The sequence below is a fragment of the Actinoplanes sp. NPDC051513 genome, from assembly GCF_044454685.1.
Classification (GTDB): domain Bacteria; phylum Actinomycetota; class Actinomycetes; order Mycobacteriales; family Micromonosporaceae; genus Actinoplanes.
Genome location: NZ_JBITDW010000006.1, coordinates 478,761 through 503,548 on the forward strand (window position 1 = coordinate 478,761; position 24,788 = coordinate 503,548).

Below are 24,788 nucleotides of genomic sequence, written 5' to 3' on the forward strand. Positions count from 1 at the left end.
GACAGTGTGGTCGCGAAACGACGACGGCGGCTGGTCGCCGCTGTGCTCAGTTTGGTCCTTCCTTTCCTGGTAGCCGTTCCCGCCGAAGCCGGCTCGGCTGCGCCCGCGTCCGCTCCGAGCGACGCCACGATCGCGAGCTGGGGGAGCGATCGTCTCGACACCGCCGAGCAGTACTACTTCGTCCTGCCCGACCGCTTCGCCAACGGGAACAAGTCCAACGACAAGGGCGGGTTGAGCGGGGACCGGCTGACGACCGGCTACGACCCGGCCGACAAGGGCTTCTACCACGGCGGCGATCTGCGGGGCGTGATCGACAAGCTGGACTACATCCAGGGGCTCGGCACCACCGCGATCTGGCTCGCCCCGGTCTTCAAGAACCGGCCGGTGCAGGGCAGCGGCAGCGACATCTCGGCCGGCTACCACGGATACTGGATCACCGACTTCACCCAGGTGGACCCGCACTTCGGCACGAACGCCGACCTCAAGCGGCTGGTCAAGCTCGCGCACCAGCGGGGCTTGAAGATCTACCTGGACATCATCGTCAACCACACGGCCGACGTCATCCAGTACGCCGAGAACGAATACGACTACATCGACAAGGCGACCTCGCCCTATGTGGACTCCCAGGGGCGCGCCTTCGAGGACCGGAACTACTCGGACGGCAAGAACGGCTTCCCGTCCGTTTCCTCGTCGTCCTTCCCGTACACGCCGGTGTTTCCGTCCGCTGCGGATAAATCGGTCAAGGTGCCGTCGTGGCTCAACGACCCGACGATGTACCACAACCGCGGCAACTCGACCTTCGCCGGGGAGGACAGCGAGTACGGCGACTTCTACGGCCTGGACGACCTGTGGACCGAGCGTCCCGAGGTGGTCCGCGGCATGACGAAGATCTACGCGGACTGGATCGGGGCGACCGGCATCGACGGCTACCGCCTCGACACCGTCAAGCACACCGACCTCGACTTCTGGCCGCAGTTCAGCGCGGGCATCACCGCCGCCGCCAAGAAGGCCGGCAAGGACGACTTCTTCATGTTCGGCGAGGTCTACAGCGCCGACCAGGAGATCGAGTCCACCTACGTGCGGCAGGGCGGCCTGCCGGCCACCCTCGACTTCTCCTTCCAGGAGGCGGCAAAGGGTTTCGTGACCGGCGCCGGCTCCCCGCAAGCTCTTGCCGACGTGTACGCGAAGGACGCGCTCTACACCGCGCGCGACACCGACGCCGACCGCCTGCCGACCTTCCTCGGCAACCACGACATGGGCCGGATCGGCTCGTTCATCGAGACCGGCAACGCCGACGCCGCCGGCTACCTGCGCCGCGACGAGCTCGCGCACGAGCTGATGTTCCTCACCCGCGGCCAGCCGGTCGTCTACTCCGGCGACGAGCAGGGCTTCACCGGGCCGGGCGGCGACAAGGACGCCCGCCAGGACATGTTCGCCTCGAAGACCGCCGACTACCTCGACGACGACCTGATCGGCACCGACCGCACCCACGCGGTCGACAACTTCAACACCGCGCACCCGCTGTACCGCACGATCGCGTCGCTGGCCGCCCTGCGCAAGGCCAACCCCGGCCTGGTCGACGGCGAGCAGATCACCCGGTACGCGGCGTCCGGCCCCGGCGTCTTCGCCGTGTCACGGCTCGACCGCGAAAAGCGCACGGAATATGTCGTCGCCGCCAACAACGCCACCACCACGCAGACCGTCACCTTCGATATCTCGGCGGCGGGCGCCTTCCGCACCATCTACGGCGGCAGCGCCGTCATCCCGTCGCAAGGCGGCAAGATCACCGTGACGGTGCCGGCGCTGTCCACTCTGGTGTTGCGGGCCGGCACCCCACTGGCCGTCCCGAGCGCCGCGCCCACGGTCGCGATCACCTCGCCGGCGGCCGGCGCGCTCGTGCCCACCCGCGCCGCGGTGACCGCCCAGGTCACGGGCGACCCGCTGGCGACCGTCACGCTCGCGGCCCAGGTCGGCGACGGCCCGTGGAAGCTGGTCGGCACCGCCGGCCGCGCGCCGTACACGATCTACCACGACCTCGACGGGCTGGCCGGCGGCACCACGGTGCGGTACAAGGCGGTCGTGCGCGACAGCCGGGGACGCCTCGCCTCCACCACCAGCGCGATCACGGTCGGCACGCCGGTCGTCTCGACCAGCCCCGGCTACGCGGTCGTGCACTACCAGCGTCCGGCCGGCGGGTACGACGACTACGGCCTCTACGTCTGGGGCGATGTCGACGACACGATGGCGACGTCGTGGCCGGCCGGGCAGCCGTTCGCGGGCGAGGACTCGTACGGAAAATTTGCCTATGTGAAGTTGAAGCCCGCGGCGAAGAGCATCGGCTTCATCGTCGTCAGCAAGGACGGCGTGAAAGACGGCGACGCCGACCGATCGCTCGACCCCTCGAAGAACGCCGAGGTCTGGCTCAAGCAGGGCGACCCCACGGTCTACACCAGCCGCGAGGCGGCGACCGGCTCGCCCGGCCCGGCGCAGGACCCGAACACGGCGATCATCCACTACCACCGCGCCGACGGCGACTACAGCGGATGGGGGCTGCACGTCTGGGACGGCGCGGCCACCGGCACCGACTGGGGATCGCCGTTGCCGGCGGCCGCGACCGACTCCTACGGCGTCACGTTCAAGGTGCCGCTGGCGGCCGGCGCGACCGGGCTGAGCTACATCATCCACAAGGGAGACACCAAGGATCTGCCGGAGGACCAGCGGCTCGATTTCGCCACGGCCGGGCGGGAGGTCTGGCTGCTCGCCGGGGTGGCCGATCGGCTGCTGCCGGTGGTGAAGAAGGCCGGCGCCGACGGCGTGATCGATCCGACCAAGGAGTCGGCGGTCTGGATCGATCGGGGGACGATCGCCTGGAAGCCGTCCGACTCGACCGACGGCAAGAAGTACGCCCTGGTGTACGCGCCCGACGGCGGGATCGGCGTGGCCGACGGGGAGCTCACCGGCGATTACCGCGAGCTGGCGCTGACGGCGAGGCGCGACGGCCTCACCGAGGCGCAGCGCACGAAGTTCCCGCATCTGTGGCAGTACGACGCGTTCGACGTTCCCGCCGCCGACAAGCCGAACATTCTGCGGGGACAGGTTGTCGTGACCGAGCGGGACGCGGCCGGCAAGCTGCTCTCGGCGGCCGGGGTGCAGACCGCGGGCGTGCTCGATGACCTCTATGCGGCGGCGACCGGCGCCACCCTCGGGCCGGTCGGCACCACGCTGTCGATCTGGGCGCCCACGGCCCACGCGGTCGACCTGCAGCTTTACGACACGCCCACCTCGTCGCCGGCGACCGTGGCGATGAAGCGGGACGACCGCACCGGCGTCTGGTCGGCGCGCGGCTCCTCCTCGTGGAAGGGCAAGTACTACACCTACCGGGTCACGGCGTGGCAGCCGGCCGCGGGCAATGTCGTCACCGCGTCGGTCACCGACCCGTACTCGATCGGCCTCTCGACCGACTCGAAGCTGAGCCGGATCGTCGACCTTTCCGATCCGGCGCTCGCGCCGTCCGGCTGGACCGGGTTGCGCAAGCCGGCCGCAACGGATCCCGCGAAGATCCAGATCTCGGAATTGTCGGTGCGGGATTTCTCGATGGCCGACAACTCGGTTCCCGCTGCATCGCGTGGTACCTATGAGGCGTTCGCCGACCCCAACACGGCCGGCATGAAACACCTTGCGGCGCTGGCGAAAGCGGGTGTCACCCACTTGCACCTGTTGCCGGTCTTCGACTTCGCGACGATCCCGGAGAACCGGGCCGACCAGCAGCAGCCCGCCTGCGATCTGGCGTCGCTGCCACCGGACTCCGACCAGCAGCAGGCCTGTGTCACCGCCGTAGCGGCGAATGACGGTTACAACTGGGGGTACGACCCGCTGCACTACACGACGCCCGAGGGCGGCTACGCCGTCGACCCGTCCCAGCGGACCCGCGAGTTCCGGGACATGGTCACCGGGGTCAACAAGGCCGGGCTGCGCGTGGTTATGGACGTCGTCTACAACCACACGTCGGCGGCCGGGACCGATCCCAAGTCGGTGCTCGACCAGATCGTGCCCGGGTACTACCAGCGGCTGCTCGCCGACGGGACGGTGGCCAACTCGACCTGCTGCGCCAACACCGCGCCGGAGAACGCGATGATGGGCAAGCTGGTCGTCGACTCCATCGTGACTTGGGCGAAGGCGTACAAGGTCGACGGTTTCCGGTTCGATCTCATGGGACATCACCCGAAGGCGAACATCCTGGCCGTGCGGGCCGCGCTCGACAAGCTGACCGTCGCGCGTGACGGCGTCGACGGCAAGAACATCTATGTGTACGGCGAGGGCTGGGATTTCGGCGAGGTGGCCGGCAACGCGCGCTTCGTCCAGGCCACCCAGGCCAACATGGCGGGCACCGGGATCGGCACCTTCAACGACCGGCTCCGGGACGCCGTCCGTGGTGGCGGGCCGTTCGATGCCGACCCGCGGCTGCAAGGCTTTGCGTCGGGGCTGTACACCGACCCGAACGGCGATGCGGCCAATGGAACGGTTGCCGAGCAGAAGGCGCGGCTGCTGCACGACCAGGACCTGATCAAGGTGGGGCTCAGCGGAAACCTTGCCTCGTACCGGTTCGTCTCCTCGTCCGGGGATTCCGTCACGGGCTCCCAGGTGGACTACAACGGGTCGCCGGCGGGATACACCGCTTCGCCCGCCGACGCGATCACCTATGTGGACGCGCACGACAACGAGATCCTGTACGACGCGCTCGCTTTCAAGCTGCCGCAAGCCACTTCCGCCATTGACCGGGCTCGGATGCAAACTCTTGCGCTTTCGACCACGGCGCTCGGGCAGGGTGTCGGGTTTGCGGCCTCGGGGTCGGAGCGGCTGCGTTCCAAGTCGCTCGACCGAAATTCGTTCAATTCGGGTGATTGGTTTAATCAGATCATCTGGGACTGCTCTGCGGGCAACGGGTTCGGTCGTGGATTGCCGCCCGCCGCTGACAATTCGGATAAATGGGTTTTTGGGCGCCCCCTGCTCGCTGACGCGTCGCTGGTCCCGGGCTGCGACGCCATCAACCAGGCCGATCAGACCTACCAGGAGCTGCTGCGCGTCCGCCGCTCCTCGCCGGTCTTCGGCCTCGCGACCGCCGCCGAGGTGCAGAAGCGCCTGACGTTCCCGCTCTCCGGAACGGCCGAGACCCCGGGGGTCATCACGATGACTCTGGACGGACGGGGAATCGACCGGAACTGGAGGTCGGTGACCGTGGTCTTCAACGGCACCTCGGCGGCAACCACCCAGACCGTGGCCTCGCTGGCCGGGAAGCAGATCTCCCTGCACCCCGTCCAGCGGGGCTCGGCGGATCCGGTCGTCCGCACGGCCTCCTACGCGAAGTCGTCCGGAACGTTCACGGTCCCCGCCCGTACGGTCGCGGTGTTCGTGGAAAGCTGACCGTCTTCATCGGTGGGGCCCGGTCTTCCCAGGTAGTAGCCCTGGGCGTACCGGGCCCCCATCCGCCTCAGCAGCCGGAGCTGGTCCTCGGTCTCCACGCCCTCGGCCACCACTTTCAGGCCGAGGGTGTGACCGAGCTGGATCACCGCGCTGACCAGCTCCTGCTGCCGCGGGTTGCCGACCAGGCCGTCGATGAACGAGCGGTCCACCTTCAGCACGTCGACCGGGATGTCGCGCAGGTAGCCCAGCGACGAGTAGCCGGTGCCGAAATCGTCGATCGCGATGCGCACCCCCAGCTGACGCAGCTCCTCGAGGCGCGCCGAGGTGACGGCGATGTCGCGCATCAGCACCGTCTCGGTCAGCTCCAGCACGAGGCAGCGCGGGGAGAGGCCGGTCGCGGCCAGCGCATAGGCCACCCGGTCGGTGAGGTCGGGCACCTCGAGGTTGGCGGCCGACAGGTTCACGCTCACCCAGGTCGGCGCGGTCTCCTGCCATTTCGTGGCCGCCTGACATGCCTCGAACAAGACCCACCGGTCGATCTCCACGATGAGGCCGGTCTCCTCGGCGAGCGGGATGAACGCGCCCGGCTGCTGCAGCCCGCGCTCCGGGTCCTCCCAGCGCACCAGCGCCTCCGCGCCGGCGATCGTCCCGTCGGCCAGATCGACCACCGGCTGGACGTGCAGGCGCAGCTCGCCGCGGTGCACGGCGTCGCGCAGCCGGGACTCGCTGTCCAGCTTGTCGAGCAGCTGCTCGTGCATCCGGCTTTCGAAGATCTCGAAGCAGCCCTTGCCGCGCCCTTTCGCCGCATACATCGCCACGTCAGCGTTCCGCAGCACCTCGTCGGCGTCGCCGTAGCTCGCCGCCCCCGGCACGATGCCGATGCTCACCGAGACGACGGCCTTGCGCCCCTGCACCAGGAACGGCTGGTTCAGCGCTTCGAGGCAGGCCTGCGCAAGACGTTCCACGGTTGGCCGATCGGCGTCCTCGAGCAGCACCGCGAATTCGTCCCCGCCGAGCCGCGCCACGGTGTCCTGCGACCGCAGCGCGGTGACCAGCCGTTCCGCGGTCGTGCGGAGCAGATGGTCACCCGCGTTGTGCCCCAGCGAGTCGTTGACCTTCTTGAACCCGTCGAGGTCCAGGTAGAGCACGGCCGCGGCTTCCCCCGCCGCGCGGGCCCGGGCCATCGCATGCTCGAGCCGATCGAGGAAGAGCTTGCGGTTGGGCAACCCGGTGAGCGCGTCGTGCAGGGCTTGATGGCGCAGATCCCGTTCCAGCGCGCGCTGGCGACTGACGTCGCGCAGCACGACCACCGCGCCCAGTCGCGCGCCGTCCTTGGTGATGGTGCTCATCGTGTACGCCACCCGCACGGCCGTCCCGTCCGGTCGCTGGAGGGTGCCCTCGTGATCCCCGTCGTTGCCCGCCAGCAGGATCACGTCCGCGCTCTGCCCGAGCAATCCTTCGACGCCCAGCCCCGTGATCCGCCCCGCCGCCGCGTTCGCGAAGGTGATCCGATCCTCGGCGTCCACACCGCAGATGCCCTCGCCCGCGTTGGCCAGGATGCTGTCGGTGTACTCCTTGGCCAGGATCTCCCGCGCCGACCTCTCCAGCCGCCGCGCCATGTCGTCGAAGGCACGCCCGAGCCGGGCGATGTCGTCCCCGCCCTTGAGCGCCACCCGCCGCGAGTAGTCGCCGTCCCGGATCACCTGCACCGCGCGCGTCAACGAGTTGATCCGCCGCGTGATCGATGCCGCGATCACCGCTCCCAGCAGCACCACCAGCAGAACGCACACCAGGCCGGCCGCGACGATCGCCTGCCGCGCGACCTTGGTGGCCGCCATCATCTGGTTGTAGAGCTGGGTGTACTCGAGGATCACCGCCCCTTTGACGATGTTGGTGGGCCCGGCGACCGGCACGACCACCTGAAGCATCGGCTCGGTCGAGTCGTCGCTCTTCTCCAGGAACACCCGGGTCTTGCCGTCCCGGATGGTTTCGGCGACCTCGTCGTCCGGGTCCTCGGTGAAGGTGGCCCCGACTTCCTCCGGCACGACGTCGGCAAGGATCCGCTGAAACCGATCGACGACGACGATGTCCCGGTCCTGCAGGTCGTGCAGCCGCTGCAGATAGGAGGCGAGCGCGCCCGGGTTGAAGAACAGCGGCGTGCCGGCGTCCCCGATCCGCTCGGGAGGCAGCCCCAGCGCGACGTCCCGCGAGATCCCATGGGCAACTTGCTCAGCAGCAGCCACAGCAGCATTCCTGGCGGCCGCCGAGTTGGCGTGCAGCACGATCGCCCCGGTGCCCGCCACCAGAGCCGCCGCCGCCAGAAACGCACCCAGCACCTTGTGCCGTACGTCCATCCCGCCCGTCCCGTCTCCCGCCTACCCTGTTCGGCGGCAAACGGCAGCTCATGAGCCATCCCACCCACACCGTGCGCGGAATCCTGACCACGTGCCGGGCGTGGGGGCCGGGCCGTGGGCCCCCTCGCCGAGCACGGATCTCACAGGGTGCGTAGCGCCTCCACCGGGGACAGCCGGGCAGCTCGGACGGCCGGGTACAGCCCGGCAAGCGCGCCGACCAGCAACGCGGCGCCCAGGCCCGCCGCCAGGGCCGCGGGCGGGACCGCCAGGGGGTTGCCGCCGAGCCGGGCGGCAACCGCGGTTGCCAGCACCCCGATCCCGATCCCGAGCAGGCCACCGATCGCCGCGAGCAGGGTCGACTCGAGCAGGAACTGGGCGGCGACGTGCCGGCGGCGGGCGCCGAGCGCGCGGCGCAGGCCGATCTCGCCGCGCCGTTCCAGCACCGAGATCACCATGATGTTGGCGACGCCGACCCCGGCGATGAGCAGGGCGATCCCGCCCAGCCCCAGGAACAGCCCGACGAAGGCGCCCTTCGCGGCGATCCGGGCGACCAGCAGGTCGGACGGCCGGCGTACCTGGACGTCGTCCTTGCCGTCCGGCACGGTCGTCGCGGTGAGCACCGCGGCGACCGCCGCCACCTGGTCCGGGTCGGCCCGCAAGTAGATGCGGCTCGGGCCGGCGGCGCGCCCGAAGACCCGTTCGGCCTGGCCGAAGCTGATCAGCGCGGCCACGTCGATCTCCGGTGCGACCGAAACGGGCGCGAGGACGCCGGCGACGGTGAAGTAGTGGTTGCCCAGCAGGATCTGGGTGGGGGCGTCGAGCGAGCCGATGCCGAGGATCTTCGCGGCCTCGTACCCGAGCACCGCGACGGGATAGCGCTCGGCGGTCGCGTCGAGGTAGCGGCCGAGCAGCATGTGCGCCGACATGGTCGCGGGGAGGGAGTCCTGGGCGGCGAGCACGTTCATGCCGCCGGTCTGCTCGGGCGGGATGGCCCGGCTGCGGCGTACGGCGACGTTGTCGATGGAGCCGACGGCAGTGACCGTCCGCACCGGCGGAATCCGCGCGATCATCGGCGCGGCGGTGACCGGAAGCGGCAGGGTCCGGCCGTTGATGGATTCCGCCGAGGCGACGGTGAGCAGGTTGCCCTGCTCGCCGAGCTGGGTGAGCAGATCGGCCTTGGCGGACTCGGCGATGCCGAGCACGGCGACCACGGCGGCGACGGCGATGGCGATGCCGAGGGCGGTCAGCGCCGTACGGATCCGGCGGGCCCGCAGACCCACGGCGGCCACGGCGATCGCGTCGGGGAGGCGCAGGCGGGACATCACCGATCACCCCCGGTGTCGGCGACGATCCGGCCGTCGCGCAAGTAGACCTGGCGGCGCATGGCGGTGGCCACATCGGCATTGTGGGTGATCAGCACGACCGTGGTCCCGTCGCCGGCCAGGCCGGAGAGCAGCTCGGTGATCCCGCCGCCGGTGGTCGAGTCGAGGTTGCCGGTGGGCTCGTCGGCGAGCAGCACGGCCGGCCGCCCGACGATGGCCCGGGCGATGGCGACGCGCTGCCTCTCCCCGCCGGACAGGTGGCCGGCGCGATGCCGGATCCGGCTCGCCAGCCCCACCTCGTACAGCGCCTCGGCGGCCCGCTCGCGCCGGACCCGGGCCGGCACCCCCCGATACAGCAGGCCGGTCGCGACGTTGTCGAGCACGCTGAGGTGCTCGAGGAGGAAGAACTGCTGGAAGACGAAGCCGAGGCGGGTCGCGCGAACCTCGGACAGCTGCGGGTCGGACAAGGCCGAGGTGTCGGTGCCGGCGATCCGCACCGTGCCATCGGTGGGTCGTTCGAGCGTGCCGAGGATGCTCAGCAGCGTCGACTTGCCGGCGCCGGACGCGCCCGTGATGGCCACCGTCTCGCCGGCGTCCACGACGAGGTCGATGCCGGTGAGCGCGGTGACCGTGGTCGGCGGCGGGTAGATCTTGCTCACGCCGGACAGTTCCAGTGCACGGTCGCTCATGTCGCGGGCACCTCCACCGTCGCGCCCTCGCTCAGACCGTCGCCCTTGACCTCGACAAGGGTCTCGGAGAACAGGCCGGGGGTGACACCGATCAGCCGCCGGGCGCCGCCGTCCAGCAGGTAGATGCCGTAGCCGCCGCCGGCCAGCGCGACCAGGGCCGTGATCGGCACGGCGAGGACATCCTCGACCGAGTCGCTGGTCACGTGGACCTCGACGGGCGCCTGGTCGAGGTCGGCCCCGGCCACCTGGCGGCCGAGGGTGACTCTGGCCGCCACGGTGGGCAGCTGGCTGCCGCGGCCCGGGTCGTTCTCGCTCGGCTGCGTGGCCACCGTGGACAGCTCGGTGACCCGGCCGGGCACCGTGTCGCCGGCCGGGAGGGTGACCGTGACGGCGTCGTGCAGATGGACGAGATGGGTGTCGGTGACCGGCACGGCGAGGGTCACCGCGGCATTCGTGGAGGTGGCGTCCAGCAACCGGTTGCCGGCGTCGCCGGTCGCGGGCCCGCCGACCTGCGCGGCGACGGTGGTGACGCGCAGGCGGCCCGGCTGGAATGTGACGGCGCCGAGCTCGACCCGTCCGGTGACGGGCTGGTGGATCGCACGCTGCCACCGGCGGACGGCCGCGTACGTCGCCCGGGTGAAACGGCCGTCGACGGTCAGGTCGTCGGCCGTGGCGTGGCCCAGCGCGACGAGGTTGGTCTCCAGGGCGCGTACGTCCGGCCCGGCGGTGACGCCCAGCGCCAGTTCCCGCCAGGCGGGCCGGTCGCCGTAGAGGAGCCGCACGGGCCGGTTGTCGACGGCGAAGACCGGCTGGCCGCGGGCGATCACCCGGCCGGGCCGCGGCAGCCAGGTCACCGTGCCGGGGGCGCCCGAACCCTGCCAGTAGACCGGATACGTGCCGGTGAAGCCCAGGGTGCCGGTGACGACCGTGGTGGTGGACAGGTCGGTGCGGGTCACGGTGGCGGCGCCGGTCGGCACGCCGGCCGCGGCCGGGGTCGCCGGGTTGCTCCGCAGCCACCAGCCCGCCCCGGCGGTCCCGGCCACCGCGAGGGCAGCGGCCCCGGTGAGAACGGCGCGCCTACGCATTGCCGAGATTCCCGAGGCTGGACTGCGCGGCCTCGTCGTCGAGGATCGACCGGCACGCCTCGACCGCCCGCTGCAGAATCGGACTCTCCTTGCCGCCGGGCGGCGCCGCCGAGGGGTCCATGCCGAACCCCCTGCCCGCCGAGAAGGGGCTGTCGACCGTCGGATCCTTGAAGTTGGGCAGGCCGTGCTCGCGCATGCACCGAGCCGACCGGACGCCGGCCTGGATCAGCTTGGGCGGTGGCGGTCCCTGATCGCGGATCGAGAAGTTCGCCGCGTGGATGAGGTCCTGGCAGGCGGTCGTCACGGCGTCCAACTGCGGGCCGTCCAAGTTGCGCAGGGCGCCATCGTCGGTGTAGACGTAGCCGTCCGAGGTCAGGATCGGGTCCTGGTAGTTCGGCGCGCCGTGCTGCCTGATGCACTGCGCGGCGGCGTGCAACTTCGTTCGGCGATCGGCGCCGGCGTCCCCGGCGACGGCGTTCGGGTTCTCGTCGTCGTTCGCGTTGTCCGCGTGCGAGCCGGTGCTTGCGCCGCCGCTGGCGGACAGCCGCGGAACCTCGGACGAGGACGGCTCGGCGCTGCACGCGGCGAGACTGATCAAACCGGCGGTGACCGTGACGGCCATCAGTAAGCGCTTCATCATGCCGGCAGGTGTATCGGGTCGGCGGTGACATCAGCGCTACGCGCCATGTCGGACGGATGTCACCTCCGCCGGGGCACAATGTCGGCATGCGCGTGCTGGTGGTCGAGGACCACATCACCCTGGCCGCACGGGTCGGGGAGGGTTTGCGCGACGCGGGTATGGCGGTGGACGTCGTGCACGACGGCGGCGCCGCGCTGACCGCCGTGGCCGCCGTCGACTACGACGTGGTCGTGCTGGACCGGGACTTGCCGGTCGTGCACGGCGATCATGTCTGTCGTGCCCTGGCCGGCGGCGCGGCCGTGCGGATCCTGCTGCTGACCGCGGCGACGGCGGTCGACGACCGGGTGGACGGCCTCGAGCTGGGCGCCGACGACTACCTCGGCAAGCCGTTCGCCTTCCCCGAGCTGATCGCCCGCGTCCGGGCCCTGGCCCGGCGCGCGCCCTCCGCGCCGCCGCTGGTCCGCCGGGGCGACCTGACCGTCGACCGGGCCCGGCACCGGGCCGGCCGGGGCGGGCGCGCGTTGTCGCTGACCCGCAAGGAGTTCGGCGTGCTCGAGATGCTGGTCGCCGCCGACGGCGCGGTGGTCAGCGCCGAGGAACTGCTGGAGCACGTGTGGGACGCGCACGCCGACCCGTTCAGCAACGTCGTCTCGGTGACGCTGGCCCGGCTGCGGCGCAAGCTCGGCCCGCCACCGCTGATCGAGACGGTGGTCGGACGGGGGTACCGGATGTGAGGCGTCCCCGGCTGACCGTCCGCATGCGTCTCACCCTGCTGTACAGCGGGCTCTTCGCGACGTGCGGCGCCATCCTGGTGGCGATCACCTACGGTCTGCTCGCCGCGAACCTGCAGGAGCCCAGCGGGAGCGACACCGACCCCAACTCCCCCGCCCCGGCCGACTTCCTCCAGAGCTGCGCGAAGGCGTCGAACGACCAGAGGGCCGAGCCCGCGTTCCTCCGGAAATGCAAGGCGGCGTACGAGGAGGGCCTCCTCAAGGGGGCGACCGACCAGCGCCAGGCGACCCTCGACCACCTGCTCTGGTACTCGCTGGGCACCCTCGTCGGTGTCACGCTGCTGGCCACGGCGGCCGGCTGGATCGTCGCCGGCCGGGCGCTGCGGCCGGTGCACCGGATCACCGAGGCGGCGCGGAACGCCTCCGAGGAGCATCTCACCGCCCGGCTGGCGATGAGCGGCCCCCGCGACGAGTTGCGCGAGCTGGCCGACACGTTCGACGCGATGCTGGACCGGCTGCATACGGCCTTCGAGAGCCAGCGGCGGTTCATCGCCAACGCGGGCCACGAGCTGCGCACGCCGCTGACCGTCATGCGGGCCAGCGTCGACGTGGTGCTGGCCAAGCCCGAGCCGACCCGGGACGAGCTGATCGGCATGGGCCACGACGTGCGGGCCGGGGTCTGGCACGCCCAGGCGCTCATCGACGCGCTGCTGACGCTCGCGCGTACCGACCGCGGCCAGTTCGACCGCGAGGAGGTCGACCTGGCCACGGTCACGGAGGACGCGATCGACGCCGCCGGGAACGGCTCCGGCGCACCGCGGCTGCACGCGGCGCTGGCCCCCGCGCCGACCAGCGGCGACCCGATCCTCCTCGAGCGGCTCGCGGCCAACCTGGTCGACAACGCGCTGCGCTACAACGTCCCCGGTGGCGCGATCTGGGTCAGCACCGAGACCGTCGAGTCACGGGCGGTGCTGACGGTGTCCAACACCGGCCCGGTCGTCGCCACCAACGTCGTCGGCAAGCTGTTCGAGCCCTTCCGGCGTCTGCATGACCGAACCGGCGACGGCGGATTCGGGCTCGGGCTGGCGATCGTCGCCTCGATCGCCACTGCGCACGGCGGGCAGGCGAAGGCCGGGGCTCGCCCGGGCGGCGGGCTGACCGTGACCGTCAGCCTGCCCGCTCGCTCCTGCTGACCCCCATCAGCGCCCGTTCAGATCGATGATCTAGGAGGCGCGCTAAGGCATGTTGGCCGGCTGCGGCGTGCCGGCCGAATGTGTCGCGCTTGCTCGCTGTGGCGCGCCGGACCTGTGCGCTTCGCTGGACGGCGGGGCCTCGGACGCGAGCTCCGCCGGCGGAAGCTCGGCGGGCGCGGGCGTCGTGGCGGGGCGGAGCTTGTTGGCTACCCCGAGGACGACCGCGACCAGGACTGCCACGCCCGAGATGATGCCGACGGCGGCGGTGGGGACGTTGAAAAGTTTGAGGGCGCTGGCCAGCAACACGATCACCAGGGCCGAGCGCACCAACCCCGCCGGGGCGCGGGACGAGATGCGGGAGCCGATCAGGACGCCGGGGACCGAACCGATCAGGACCGCGGCGGCCAGATCCAGCTTGAGGTCGCCGAACAGGGCGTGGCCCAGGGCCGCGGACGTGACCAGGGGAATGGCCTGGACCAGGTCGGTGCCGACCAGGTCGTTGGCGCGCAGCTTGGGGTACATCGCCAGCAGCACCACGATGATCAGGGAGCCGGAGCCCACCGAGGTCAGGCCCACGATCAGGCCGCCCACGGCGCCCAGCAGGAGCGTGGGCAGGGGCTTTACCTTGATCTGGGGAGCGGGGGCCGACGACGCGGGGCGGCGGCGGGACGTCCATGACTTGATCAGGAGGCCGGCCGCGGCCAGGACCAGGGCCACCCCGAGGCAGATGCGGATCGTCTGCTGGACGCTCTCGTCGTCGCCCAGTCGGCGCAGCAGGAGCACACCCAGGAAGGCCGCCGGCACGCTGCCGGCGCACAGCCAGGCGACCATCTGCCAGTTCACCGTGCCGCGCCTCGCGTGGACGAAACCGCCGAAGGGCTTCATCACCGCGCTGGCGGCCAGGTCGCTGGAGACCGCGGCGATCGGCGGCACGCCGAAGACCAGCACCAGGATGGGTGTCATCAGGGCGCCGCCGCCCATTCCGGTCAGGCCGACGATGATGCCTACGCCCAGACCGGCCAGCGCCAGGGTGAGATCCATCGGGCGAGTCTCGCCGAGGAACCCCCACCTTGTCCACTAAATCAGTGGAGATTGTCGACTTTCCTACTAGCTGGGATGACAGCCAAAAGGAGGGCGATATCGGGGCCGGGCATGGGCCTCGCGAAGTGGAAACCCTGGGCGAATCGGTACCCCATCTTGTGCAGTCGATACGCCTGGTCCGCCGTCTCGACGCCCTCGGCAACGGCCTCGATCCTCAGGCCCTCGCAGATGCCGATGAGGCCGTCGACGATCACCGCTTGCGCCGAGGCGCCGGTCACGCCGTCGACGAAGCTCTTGTCGACCTTCAGGATCTTGACGGGGCAGTCGACCAGCAGGCTCAGCGAGGACTGGCCGGTGCCGAAGTCGTCGAGAGCCACGCGCAGGCCGAGCGCGTGCAATGCCCGTACGGCATCGAGCGCCTCTCCCGTGCCCAGCACGGCAGTCTCGGTGACTTCCGCGACCAGGCGGTGGCGCGTCAGGCCGGAGCTGTGCAGCAGCTCGGCCACCTCGGCGGGGAAACCCGGCTCGCGCAGCTGACGGGCCGAGATGTTCACGCTCACCTTCTCGGGGGCGTCGTCGCCGTAGGTCAGCTCCCACTCCCGCGCCTGCCGCACGACCTCGCGCAGCACCCAGCGGCCCAGCTCGACGATGTAGCCGTTGCGCTCGGCGAGCGGGATGAACACGCCCGGCGAGACCAGGCCCTGCGTGGGGTGCCGCCAGCGGATCAGCGCCTCCACCCCGGCGAGCCGGCCGTGCGGCAGCTCGACGATCGGCTGGTAGAGCACGAACAGCTCGTCGCGGGCGATGGCCTGGCGCAGGTCGGCGGCGAGCCGGGCGTCCGCGTCGGCGATCTGGTCCATGATCGGGTCGAACCAGGTGCAGCGGCCGCCGCCGGTGTTCTTGGCGGCGTACATCGCCACGTCGGCGCGGCGGATCAGCTCCTCCGGAGTGTCGCCCGCACGGGCCGCGGTCACACCGATGCTGACCCGGGGCGCGAGGTCCTGACCGTTGAGGCACAGCGGCTCCTGCACCCGCTCGAGCAGGTCGCGAAGGAGGCCGCCCAGGCGGTCGGCGTCGAAACCGGACAGCAGCAGCGTGAACTCGTCGCCACCCTGCCGGGCCACGAAGTCGGCCGGGCCCAGCTTCTCGTGCAGGCGCGAGGTGACCGCCCGGAGCAGGGCGTCGCCCATGCCGTGCCCCATCCGGTCGTTGATCACCTTGAAGTCGTCGAGGTCGAGCAGGACGACGTGGAACTGCTCGCCGCGCGCGAGCCGCGCGGTGACCTCATCGGCGAACAACGACCGGTTCGCGATGCCGGTGAGCGCGTCGTGGCTGATCTCGTGGTCGAGCTCGGCCTGATAGTTCTGCAGCCGGGCCAGATTGGCGTCGACGGTCTCGAGCAGGCGCCGGTTGTCGCGCAGCGCGCTGACCTGCCGGATCACCACGAGCGCGGTGAGCGCGGCCACGCAGAGGGCGGTGCCGAACTGATCGCCGCCGTCGTCGGCCTCCGCGGCGATCAGGACGGCGCTCATCCCGGCCACGGCGAGGTAGGGCAGGACGCTGATCCGCGGCGCCATCGCGCTCGTGGTGGCCGCCGTGGCCACGGCGCGGCGCTGCCGCTCGGCGGCGATGACAGTGAACAGCGACGCGAGCGGGCCGGCGACGAACGCGGCGTTGAGGTACGGCCGCTCGGCCAGCGCGGGCGCCAGCACGCCGCTCGCCGCGGAGAGCAGCACGCCGGCCGAGAGCAGGTGCAGCGCCCGGCGGTCGAGCTCGCCGGCGCCCGCGAACGCCACCTTGACGATGGCGATCATGGCGATCAGGGCGAGCCCGCAGAGCGCGAGCATGGCGGTGTTCTGCGAGGTCCACTGGCCGTCGACGCTCATCCAGTAGCGCCACAGCAGGCCGCCGCTGGTGATCACGAGCACGCCCGCGTCGAGCCCGAACCGGGCCCAGTCGCCGAGGGTGCGGTGCCAGGCCGGCAGCCGCAGCAGCGCCCAGATCATCACGAGCACCACCACGAGCAGTAGGCCCATGCTGAGCGGGCTGATGTACTGGGTCGGTTCGGGGCCGCCGAGGGCGTCGTGCAGGTTGGTGATCTCGCCGATCGCCAGCACACCGCAGGCCAGCGCGAGCGAGCGCCAGAACCGGCGGGTTGCCGCGGCGAGATCCGGGCGGCGGGTGACGCGCCAGCACGCGTACGAGGCCAGCGCGGACAACGTGATGACCGGGGGCCACCCGATGATCGGGTAGGGCCACTCGTGCCACCATCCGGCGAGCACCCAGAATGTCTCGAAGACGAACAGCGCGAGCGCGAGAGCGACCACGCCGCCGGGCCGGCGGAGGATGGAGACAGCGGGCATGGTTGTCACTTCGGTGCCGCCGCGGCCCGGATGAGGAGTGCGTCGGGTGCGGTTCTGGTGCCGCACCCGATAGATCAGACCATCGCCGCAACCGCTTCGACGCGCACGTCGCCGAACCAGCGCCGCAGCGCGTCGCCGAGGTCGCCGTCGCCCTCGACCCAGGCGACCACGCCGTCGGGCCGCACGAGCATGCCGGGCGCGTCGGCTTCGACCACCCGCAGCCGCTCGAGCGCGGAGGGGCCGGCCGAGGTGAGCGAGGGGCCGGCCGACGTGGGATCGGCGGCCCGGGAGGGATCGGTCGCGGGCGAGGACGCCGACCCGGTCGGGCGGACCAGGACGCCGGCGCCGTGGTGCAGGTGGTCGGCGAGGCGGCTGCCGTCGGCCATGGTGAGCTCGGGCGCGCTGCGGCCGACCAGCGGGTTCCCGCCGCCGAGGTCGTAGCGCTGGCGCAGGCCCGCGATGCTGCTCGCCAGGTACGTGGCGCCGTCGGTGGTGACGGCCAGGTCGGCGAGGACGCCGCGCAGCGCGCGGGCGTACGGCTCGGGCTTCATGATCGCGATCTGCGCGCGGGTCCAGTCGAGGACCCATGCCCCGATCGGGTGCCGCTCCGAGGTGTACGTGTCGAGCAGCCCGGCCGATGCCCAGCCCTGGATCTCGGCCGCCAGCTTCCACCCGAGGTTCATGGCGTCGCCGATGCCGAGGTTGAGGCCCTGCCCGCCGAACGGCGAGTGCACGTGGGCCGCGTCGCCGGCGAGCAGCACCCGGCCGCGGCGGTAGGTGGCGGGCATTGTCGGTGAACCGGGTGGCGGTCAGGATCCGCTCGACCGTCACGTCGACGCCGCTGGTGGCGCGGATGCTCGCCTCGAGCTCGGCCGCGGTGATCGGGGTGTCGCGGTCGGCGGGCGGCCCGTCGAACTCCACGGTGAGGATCCGCCCGGGGACCGGTCCGTGCACGTAGACGCCGGTCTCCGTGACGTTCCAGCCGCGCCGTAGCTCCTCGGCGCCGCTCATCTCGACGATCGCCTGGTGACCGGTGATGATCGGGTCGGTGCCGGGGAACTCGAACCCGGCGAGCTTGCGCACCACGCTCCGGCCGCCGTCGCAGCCGACGAGCCAGCGGGCCTCGATGCTTTCGTCGCCGAGCTCTACGCGTACGGAATCATCGCCGTCGGAAAACGCAGTGAGCGTGACCCCTCGCCGGATCTCCGCGCCCAGCGCGGTCGCGTGCTCGGCGAGCAGGCGCTCGATCTCGGCCTGGCCGATCATCTGCACCTCGGCGGCGGGACCGCGCTCGCGCCAGGACGGGTCCTCGGGGTCGAGGTGGTCGGCGCTCAGCCAGACACCGCCGAAGTGACCGACGAATCGGGGCATGTTCCCACCGCCCGCGCCGCCGCGGAACTGACGCATCCGCTCGAGCGCTGCCTCCTGGGCCGCGCGCATCTGGGGGAGCAGGCCACGGCGGTCGAGCGCCTCGGCGGTCGGGATGTTGACCGCGCCCGCCTTGATCGTCAGGTCGGGCTCGGGGAGCCGCTCGGCCACCAGCACACGCACGCCCCGCAGGGCCAGCTCGCTCGCCACCATCAGTCCAACCGGGCCGGCGCCCGCCACCACCACGTCGTAGGTCATGACCCCAATCTTGTACCCGGTCAAACTTTTTATCAAGTATATGATTTTCGCCATGACGACGCCGGGGCTCCGTGAGCGCAAGAAACAGCAGGTCCGGGAGCGGATCTCCGGGATCGCCACGATGCTGTTCTTCGAGCGCGGCTTCGACGAGGTGAGCGTCGCCGAGATCGCCGAGGCCGCCGGCGTGTCCAAGATGACGGTCTTCAACTACTTCCCCCGCAAGGAGGAGCTGTTCTTCGACCGGATGCCGCAGTTGATCGAGATGATCACCTCGGCGGTGCGGGACCGGCAGCCGGGAGTGACCGCTCCCGACGCGCTGCGCGACCTGTGGGTGGGACTGTTCGACGCGCGGCACCCGCTGGCCGGCATGCACGACGACATGGGCGTGTTCTGGCGGGTCGTGCTCGGCTCGACGGCGCTGCGGGCCCGGGTGCGGGAGGTGCTCGAGGAGATCGAGGCGCTGATGGCCCGCCTGTTCGCCGAGGCCGGCGAGCCGCATCCGGAGATGACGGCGGCGCTGGTGCTGGCGGCGGTGCGGGTCCGCTACGCCGAGTCGGCCCGGCGGATCATGGGCGGCGAGCCGGCCGACTCGTTCCGCGCCGGGCAACGCGCCCGGATCGTGGCCGCCTGGAACGAGGCGGTCGCGGCGGCGTCCCGGGCATGACTATCCGGAGAGGCGCCGTTGCCGTTGGCTGGGTCACAATCGGCTGCGGAGATCGCCATCGGGAGTCGGGAGCGCTAGTGTACGAAACAGTTTCGTTTCGCATGGCTGTCAGAACGGGGGGATGGCATGGCTGAGCAGACGACCGTCGGCGCCGCCGGACGTTCCCGCAAACTCGACGGCGAGCGTGAGCAGGTGATCCTGCGCGCCGCCTTCGACCTGCTCGGCGAGACGGGCTACCAGGGACTACGCGTCGACGCGGTCGCCGCGCGGGCCCAGGCGAGCAAGGCGACCCTGTACCGGCACTGGCCCACCAAGGCCGGCCTGGTCGTCGACGCCGTCCAATGTTGCAAGGCCGATGAGCCGCCGCCCCGCGACACCGGAAGCCTTCGTGGCGACCTGGTGGCGTGGTTCGGCCAGATCGGCCAGAGCATCAGTGGTTCCGAGGGGCCGCTGCTCGCCGGGCTGTTCATGGCCATGCGCACCGATCCCGACCTGGCCGCGGAGCTGCGCGCCATGCGGGAGTCCAAGGTGCCGTTCGCGGAAGCCATCTGCGCACGGGCCGCCGAGCGAGGCGAGATCAGGCTCGGGTACGACGCCCGGCTGATCGACGAGATCGTTCCTGCCGTCCTCTTCATGCACTGCTTCGCGCTGGGCGTGACGCTGGACGAGGCGTTCATCGCGCACCTCGTCGACGACATCATCCTGCCGCTGCTCACTCGGGAGCCGCGGCCCTAGATTCCGCTTCCTAATCCGGCCCGCGTTCGTGCGTCCGTGGGCGATCTCCGCACGCCCTTTTTAGGGGGATTCCCGTGTCCATTTCCACTTCCTCGACCTCTCGCGCCTCCAGCCCGCCGGATATTCCCGAAAAATCGGGATCTCGGTGGCTGGCGCTGGCGGTCATCGCCGTCTCGCAGCTTCTCATCGTGCTCGACGCGACAATCGTCAACATCGCCCTGCCCACGGCCCAGGCCGACCTGGGCATCAGCGACGCCAACCGGCAGTGGATGATCACCGCCTACACCCTGGCCTTCGGCGGCCTGCTGCTGCTCGGCGGCCGGATCGCCGACTTCACCGGCCGCAAGCGCGCCTTCATCATCGGCCTGCTCGGCTTCGCCGCGGCGTCCGCGCTCGGCGGCCTCGCCCAGAACGCCGAAACCCTGTTCGCCGCCCGGGCCCTGCAGGGCGCGTTCGGCGCGCTCATGGCCCCGGCCGCGCTGTCGCTGCTGACGGTCACCTTCACCGAGGCGAAGGAGCGGGCGCGGGCATTCGGCGTCTACGGCGCCATCGCCGGTGGCGGCGGCGCGATCGGCCTGCTGATGGGTGGCGTCCTCACCGAGTACGCCTCGTGGCGCTGGACCCTGCTGGTCAGCACCCCCATCGCGATCATCGCCGCGGTGGCGGCGGCCCGCTTCGTCGGCGAGAGCCGCGCCGAGGGCAACACCCGCTACGACCTGCCCGGCGCGGTGACCTCGACCGGCGGCCTGGTCGCGCTGGTCTACGGCTTCACCAAGGCCGCGAGCGACGGCTGGGACTCGGCCACCACGATCAGCTTCCTGGTCGCCGCGGCGGTCCTGCTGGTCGCCTTCGTGGTGATCGAGCTGCGCTCCTCGCACCCGCTGCTGCCGATGCGGGTGATCCTCGACCGCAACCGCGGCGGCTCGTACCTCTCCGCGCTGCTGCTGGGCGCCGGAATGTTCGGCGTGTTCCTGTTCCTCACCTACTACCTGCAGCTGACCCTGGGCTATTCCGCGCTCGAGACCGGCGTGGCGTTCCTGCCCTTCACGCTCGGCATCATCCTCGGCGCCGGCTTCTCGGCCCAGATGCTCACCCGGGTGGGCCCGCGCATCCTGATCTTCGCCGGCATGCTGCTGGCCGCCGCGGGCATGGTCCTGCTGACCCGCATCGGCCTGGACACCGGCTTCTGGTCGCACGTCCTCCCCGCCGAGCTGATCATCAGCTTCGGCATCGGCGTGGTCTTCGGCCCGATGTCCAACACGGCCCTGGTAGGCGTGGCCGACCACGACGCCGGCGTGGCCAGCGCCCTGATCAACACAACCCAGCAGATCGGCGGCTCGCTGGGCACGGCCCTGCTGAACACCATCTTCACCTCGGCGGTGGCGGGCTACATCGTCGACCACGCCACCTCGGACCCGGCACAGCTGCCGGCCCTGCAGGGGGCGGCAACGGTCCACGGCTACACGGTCGCCTTCTGGGTGAGCGCAGCAGTGCTCGGCGTGGCGGCGGTGATCGCGCTGGTGCTGGTCAAGGCCAGCCGCCAGGAGGTCACGTCAACAGACGCGGTGCCCGTGGCAGTCTGATCCGCACGGCGGCCTGGTTCGCACGGTGGTTTGATGTGCTCGACGGCGCGGCCCTTCCGGGGTCGCGCCGTTGCTGCGCGGCCCTTCCCGGGTCGTGTCGTTGTGGCGTCGGGCTTAGTTCGCCGGGGCGGCGCGTGTGCAGCTGAGCCCGAATGGTGGCGGTCGAACCGATTGCGCCGGGCTGGCATATGCTTATCCGGTCGGTGTCGGACATCGTTGGTGGGAACGCCGCGAAATAGTGTTTGCCGTCGCGGAAATCGGTTGTGAATGCCGCGGGCTGAATGGTGCGCCGGCCGCTTGAATACCGCGTGTGTCGTGCGCGGTGTGGTGTCTGGTCGCGCGGGCGGCGTTTTGGGTGGTGTTGGTTCGGTGTCGGGCTGCGGTGTCGCTTCCGAGCCGGGGTGCTCTGGGTGAGATGCCTGCTCACGCGCTGGGCGGCGCACCTGCTCACCCGGCGCGGGTGGTGTCTGCTCATCGGCCGAGGTGAGGCCCGGCTCAGCGAGGGAGGGCAGCGCCGGTGGCGGCGCGCATGCCCGGTCTGTTTGAGCGGGATCGGTCGGCGTCGGCGCCGGGCCCGGGTCGTTGTCGTGCAGGTGGCGTAGCTTGCTGGCGTGCCGTTGGGCGAGGCCCCATGCGCGGTGTCGGGCGTGCTCGCGGCGGAACGCTTCGGCTGCCGGAGAATAGCGGCGCGATAGGGTGCGGTCGCGCATTTCTGCCACTTGGGACTTGGTGAATAACTCCAGCTGCCGCATTCCAAAATTATCCCACCTCAGGGAATGCGGCGGTAAGCCTGGAATCGCGTTCGATCATGCCATTCTGATCGCCGCTGCGATCAAGCATCGGTGATTTCCGCCTCTTGGACCAGGGCCATTGACGGTGCTGCCCACAATGCGCGACTGGCTGCAGCTACCGCGACCGCGCAGGCGCCGGACCATGGCAACCCGGCCCAACCACCAGCCTGCCGCAACCGGGCCGCGCCGACCGTGATCGGGCAGCGGGCTGCAGGGCAGCGGGCTGCGGGCTGCGGGCTAGCAGGGTGGGGCCGGATCGGGCGATGCGGCATGGGCAACCCCCGGCGGCGAAATGTCGACAGCGGGGCTGGCGGAAGCAGCCAGGACGGGGCGGTCCGCAAAGGATCTTGGGATGCGTCATAATGATGCGCTTCGCATCGTTCGGGGGCCTGGCGGGAGACACATGGCTGGGGATGAGACACCGGATCCGTTTGCCCAACTGGCCGACTGGGCGCAGGAGACCGAACGCCGGGAGCGCCGCAAACGCCGGTGGAGCGGCGTCGCGCGGAGGGCGCCCTGGCTGCTTACCGGGGTCGTGCTGGCGGTGCTGCTCGCTCTCGCCGTACCCCGGATGTTCTCGGCGGAACCGGGCGCCGCGGACACCGCGTACCCGAAAGCAAGCGTGCCCAGCGGCATCACCGTGACCACGTCGGAAAGCGCAACCCCGACGGACCCCTTCGCCGGCACGCCGGCGGCGTCCTATCCCAAGGGGGCGGCCGGTATCACCCTGCCGAAAGCCACTGCGGTCACCGGCTTCACGGCCGCAGAGGTCGACAAGAGCCTCAAGCAGGTGCGCAAGGCGCTGATCGCGGGGCGGCTCGACGACATGATGCTGACGGGCCACGATCCGTCGCGGTTGATCGCGCTGCTCGCGCCCAATCAGCGGGGTCAGGTGGCGGGGTGGTTCAAGAACGCGAAGTTCAGCGGCGTCGCGACCTGGATCGATCCGTCCGTGAAGCTGGATCCGCGCGAGCAGCCGCGGGTGAGCGGGCGGGTGACCTACAGCTCGGTGATGGCCGACGGCCTCCGCACGCTGCGCGTGACGACGAACTTCATCTGGGTGTACGCCTTCGCGGGCCCCGGCCATCCGATCGCCGCCGAGCACGAGCAGGTCAACTGGGAGTTCCCGGCCACCAAGAACCTTCGCGCGGGCGACCACGGCATGTGGGTCGGTGCCAGCAAGTCGTACTCGGCCTGGGTGGACTGCGTCGCCTTCGACCGCGGACTGCTCGCGCCGACCCGGCCCGAGGCGGCCCCGCGGCCCAGTGCCTCGGAAGATTCGAACGCGCTGCTCGAGGCCGACCACTCCCTGGATATCAAGGAGAACTGCTGATCTTTGCAAGGCCAGGTCCGGAGAGCTCGGACAGCGCCGCCGTGCGCCCGGCGATGGTCAGCAGCAGCGCCGCGATGGGCCCCTGCAGCGAAGGGCCGTCACCGTGTGTCCACGCGACGTCCGTGGCGGCGAGGCGGAGGCCGGCCACCTGCCGTACGGAGGGAAGGGGTGGCGGAAAGCGCATCGTCAGCAGTCGCGTGGCCACCTCGGCGGCCGCCGCCGGCGGCATGTCGCGACGCCGGCCGAGCGGGAGGGCGATGTCCTGCTCGTGGATCAGCAGGTCGGCGAGGGTCTCCCGGCAGGTGACGCCGGCGTTGCGCCGCCGGGCCGCGGCGGTCTCCCGGATCTCGGCCGCGAGCTCCGCGGGTTCGCGCGCGGCCGCCTTGCGGCGGGCGGCGCCGGCGGTGAGACGGTCCATGCCGCCTCCGCGCCACCGCAGGAGCAGGGCGAGCTCGTCGCGCAGCGTCATCTGCTGCATGGTGAGGTGGGCGGCGACATCGCGTACGGTCCAGCCGGCGCACAACGACGGCCGCGCCCACTCGTCGGAGGCGAGGTCGTCGAGAAGCGCGGCCACCCCGAGCCGCCGGGCGTGGATGACCTGCCAGATCTCGTCCTCGGTCATGCCCGCGCCCCCGCCCCGAGCACGCGCGTCACCAGCGCCGTGATCTGCTCGGTGGGGTCGAACGCGGGATCCGGCACGGCGAGCTCGTGCAGGACGACCCCGGTCCAGTGGTTCATGATGATCGGCGCGTCCCGCTCGGGGTCGGCCGACCCGGCGAGGCGCAGCCAGGCCATGAACCAGGCATTGACCCCCGCGCCGGTCTGCAGCAGCTGGGCCCGCAGCGCCGGCGCCGTCCCGGCCTCGACGAGGATCGCGTAGCGGGCAAGGGTGAGCTCGCGATGCTCCCCGGCGGCGGCCTGCGCCATCTCGGTCAGCGCCAGCGCCAGCTCTTCGGGGCTGGTGGGCCGCAGCCGCGCGGCGATGGCCTCGGCGTTGTGCCGCTCGCGTTCGGCGAACCGCACGACGACGGCGTCGAGCAGCGCGTCGCGCGTGCGGAAGTGGTTGGACGTGGTGCCGGCGGGCACGTCCGCCGCCGTGTCGACCCGCCGGTGGGTGAGCCCGTGCATGCCCGACCCACCGAGCACGGCGATGGCCGCGTCGAGAAGTTGCTCGCGCCTCATGTCGCGAGCCTACTACGATCGTAGTCAGTATCACT

At 71.1% G+C, this 24,788-nt stretch carries 17 protein-coding genes and 1 pseudogene; 7 read left to right on the plus strand and 11 right to left on the minus strand.

The genetic code is table 11. From position 1 onward, the window contains the following. The first annotated feature begins 6 nt into the window (after positions 1-6). A complete protein-coding gene (gene pulA, locus ACIA5D_RS22770; RefSeq protein ID WP_396032149.1) occupies positions 7-5,421 on the plus strand; it encodes a pullulanase-type alpha-1,6-glucosidase in 5,415 nt (1,804 codons plus the stop codon). Here pulA and ACIA5D_RS22775 read toward each other — a convergent pair. The 5 genes from ACIA5D_RS22775 to ACIA5D_RS22795 form a co-directional block, all read right to left on the minus strand. After that, the gene (locus tag ACIA5D_RS22775) at positions 5,355-7,775 is read right to left on the minus strand and encodes a putative bifunctional diguanylate cyclase/phosphodiesterase (protein WP_396032150.1); all 2,421 of its coding nucleotides are present in this window, start codon (positions 7,773-7,775) and stop codon (positions 5,355-5,357) included. The two genes, pulA and ACIA5D_RS22775, sit on opposite strands and share 67 nt — an antisense overlap. Positions 7,776-7,915: 140 nt before the next feature. Next, on the minus strand, positions 7,916-9,097 hold the full coding sequence (locus tag ACIA5D_RS22780) for an ABC transporter permease (RefSeq protein ID WP_396032151.1): 1,182 nt from the start codon (positions 9,095-9,097) through the stop codon (positions 7,916-7,918). Further along, entirely contained in the window at positions 9,097-9,786 is a 690-nt protein-coding gene (locus tag ACIA5D_RS22785; protein ID WP_396032152.1) for an ABC transporter ATP-binding protein, read from the minus strand. Before ACIA5D_RS22785 ends, ACIA5D_RS22780 begins: the two co-directional genes overlap by 1 nt. Then, positions 9,783-10,871, minus strand: a complete 1,089-nt coding sequence (locus ACIA5D_RS22790; RefSeq protein WP_396032153.1) for a peptidoglycan-binding protein — start codon at positions 10,869-10,871, stop codon at positions 9,783-9,785. The genes ACIA5D_RS22785 and ACIA5D_RS22790 overlap by 4 nt, the downstream gene beginning before the upstream one ends. Beyond that, entirely contained in the window at positions 10,864-11,511 is a 648-nt protein-coding gene (locus ACIA5D_RS22795; RefSeq protein ID WP_396032154.1) for a hypothetical protein, read from the minus strand. Before ACIA5D_RS22795 ends, ACIA5D_RS22790 begins: the two co-directional genes overlap by 8 nt. An 86-nt stretch (positions 11,512-11,597) precedes the next feature. On the opposite strand from ACIA5D_RS22795, the gene ACIA5D_RS22800 reads away from it, so the two are divergent. Further along, entirely contained in the window at positions 11,598-12,245 is a 648-nt protein-coding gene (locus ACIA5D_RS22800; protein ID WP_396032155.1) for a response regulator transcription factor, read from the plus strand. 23 nt (positions 12,246-12,268) lie between these two features. Next, positions 12,269-13,435, plus strand: coding sequence for a sensor histidine kinase (locus tag ACIA5D_RS22805; protein ID WP_396032156.1), 1,167 nt, complete (start codon positions 12,269-12,271; stop codon positions 13,433-13,435). Between the two features lie 42 nt (positions 13,436-13,477). On the opposite strand, the gene ACIA5D_RS22810 is transcribed toward ACIA5D_RS22805, so the two are convergent. The 4 genes and pseudogenes from ACIA5D_RS22810 to ACIA5D_RS22825 form a co-directional block, all read right to left on the minus strand. Further along, positions 13,478-14,476: a TSUP family transporter gene (locus ACIA5D_RS22810; RefSeq protein WP_396032157.1), complete on the minus strand. Its 999-nt coding sequence runs from the start codon at positions 14,474-14,476 to the stop codon at positions 13,478-13,480. A gap of 41 nt (positions 14,477-14,517) precedes the next feature. Beyond that, positions 14,518-16,839, minus strand: coding sequence for a putative bifunctional diguanylate cyclase/phosphodiesterase (locus ACIA5D_RS22815; RefSeq protein WP_396032158.1), 2,322 nt, complete (start codon positions 16,837-16,839; stop codon positions 14,518-14,520). A gap of 74 nt (positions 16,840-16,913) precedes the next feature. Beyond that, positions 16,914-17,390 (minus strand): hypothetical protein, encoded by a 477-nt coding sequence (locus ACIA5D_RS22820; RefSeq protein WP_396032200.1) that lies wholly within the window; start codon positions 17,388-17,390, stop codon positions 16,914-16,916. A 78-nt stretch (positions 17,391-17,468) separates the two neighbouring features. Further along, positions 17,469-18,519, minus strand: a pseudogene (locus ACIA5D_RS22825) (FAD-dependent monooxygenase); the annotation flags it as partial. Here ACIA5D_RS22825 and ACIA5D_RS22830 point away from each other — a divergent pair. From ACIA5D_RS22830 to ACIA5D_RS22845, 4 genes are all read left to right on the plus strand, one after another. Continuing rightward, a complete protein-coding gene (locus ACIA5D_RS22830) occupies positions 18,518-19,129 on the plus strand; it encodes a TetR/AcrR family transcriptional regulator (protein WP_396032159.1) in 612 nt (203 codons plus the stop codon). The pseudogene ACIA5D_RS22825 and the gene ACIA5D_RS22830 overlap by 2 nt on opposite strands. Before the next feature lie 126 nt (positions 19,130-19,255). Continuing rightward, the gene (locus ACIA5D_RS22835; protein WP_396032160.1) at positions 19,256-19,864 is read left to right on the plus strand and encodes a TetR/AcrR family transcriptional regulator; all 609 of its coding nucleotides are present in this window, start codon (positions 19,256-19,258) and stop codon (positions 19,862-19,864) included. Positions 19,865-19,938: 74 nt separating this feature from the next. Further along, positions 19,939-21,447, plus strand: coding sequence for an MFS transporter (locus ACIA5D_RS22840; RefSeq protein ID WP_396032161.1), 1,509 nt, complete (start codon positions 19,939-19,941; stop codon positions 21,445-21,447). Positions 21,448-22,641: 1,194 nt separating this feature from the next. Continuing rightward, on the plus strand, positions 22,642-23,571 hold the full coding sequence (locus ACIA5D_RS22845; protein ID WP_396032162.1) for a hypothetical protein: 930 nt from the start codon (positions 22,642-22,644) through the stop codon (positions 23,569-23,571). Here the strand turns inward: ACIA5D_RS22845 and ACIA5D_RS22850 are convergent. Continuing rightward, positions 23,555-24,193, minus strand: a complete 639-nt coding sequence (locus ACIA5D_RS22850; protein WP_396032163.1) for a maleylpyruvate isomerase family mycothiol-dependent enzyme — start codon at positions 24,191-24,193, stop codon at positions 23,555-23,557. The genes ACIA5D_RS22845 and ACIA5D_RS22850 overlap by 17 nt on opposite strands. Then, complete coding sequence (locus ACIA5D_RS22855) at positions 24,190-24,753, minus strand: TetR/AcrR family transcriptional regulator (protein WP_396032164.1); 564 nt, start codon at positions 24,751-24,753, stop codon at positions 24,190-24,192. The genes ACIA5D_RS22850 and ACIA5D_RS22855 overlap by 4 nt, the downstream gene beginning before the upstream one ends. Between the last annotated feature and the right edge of the window lie 35 nt (positions 24,754-24,788).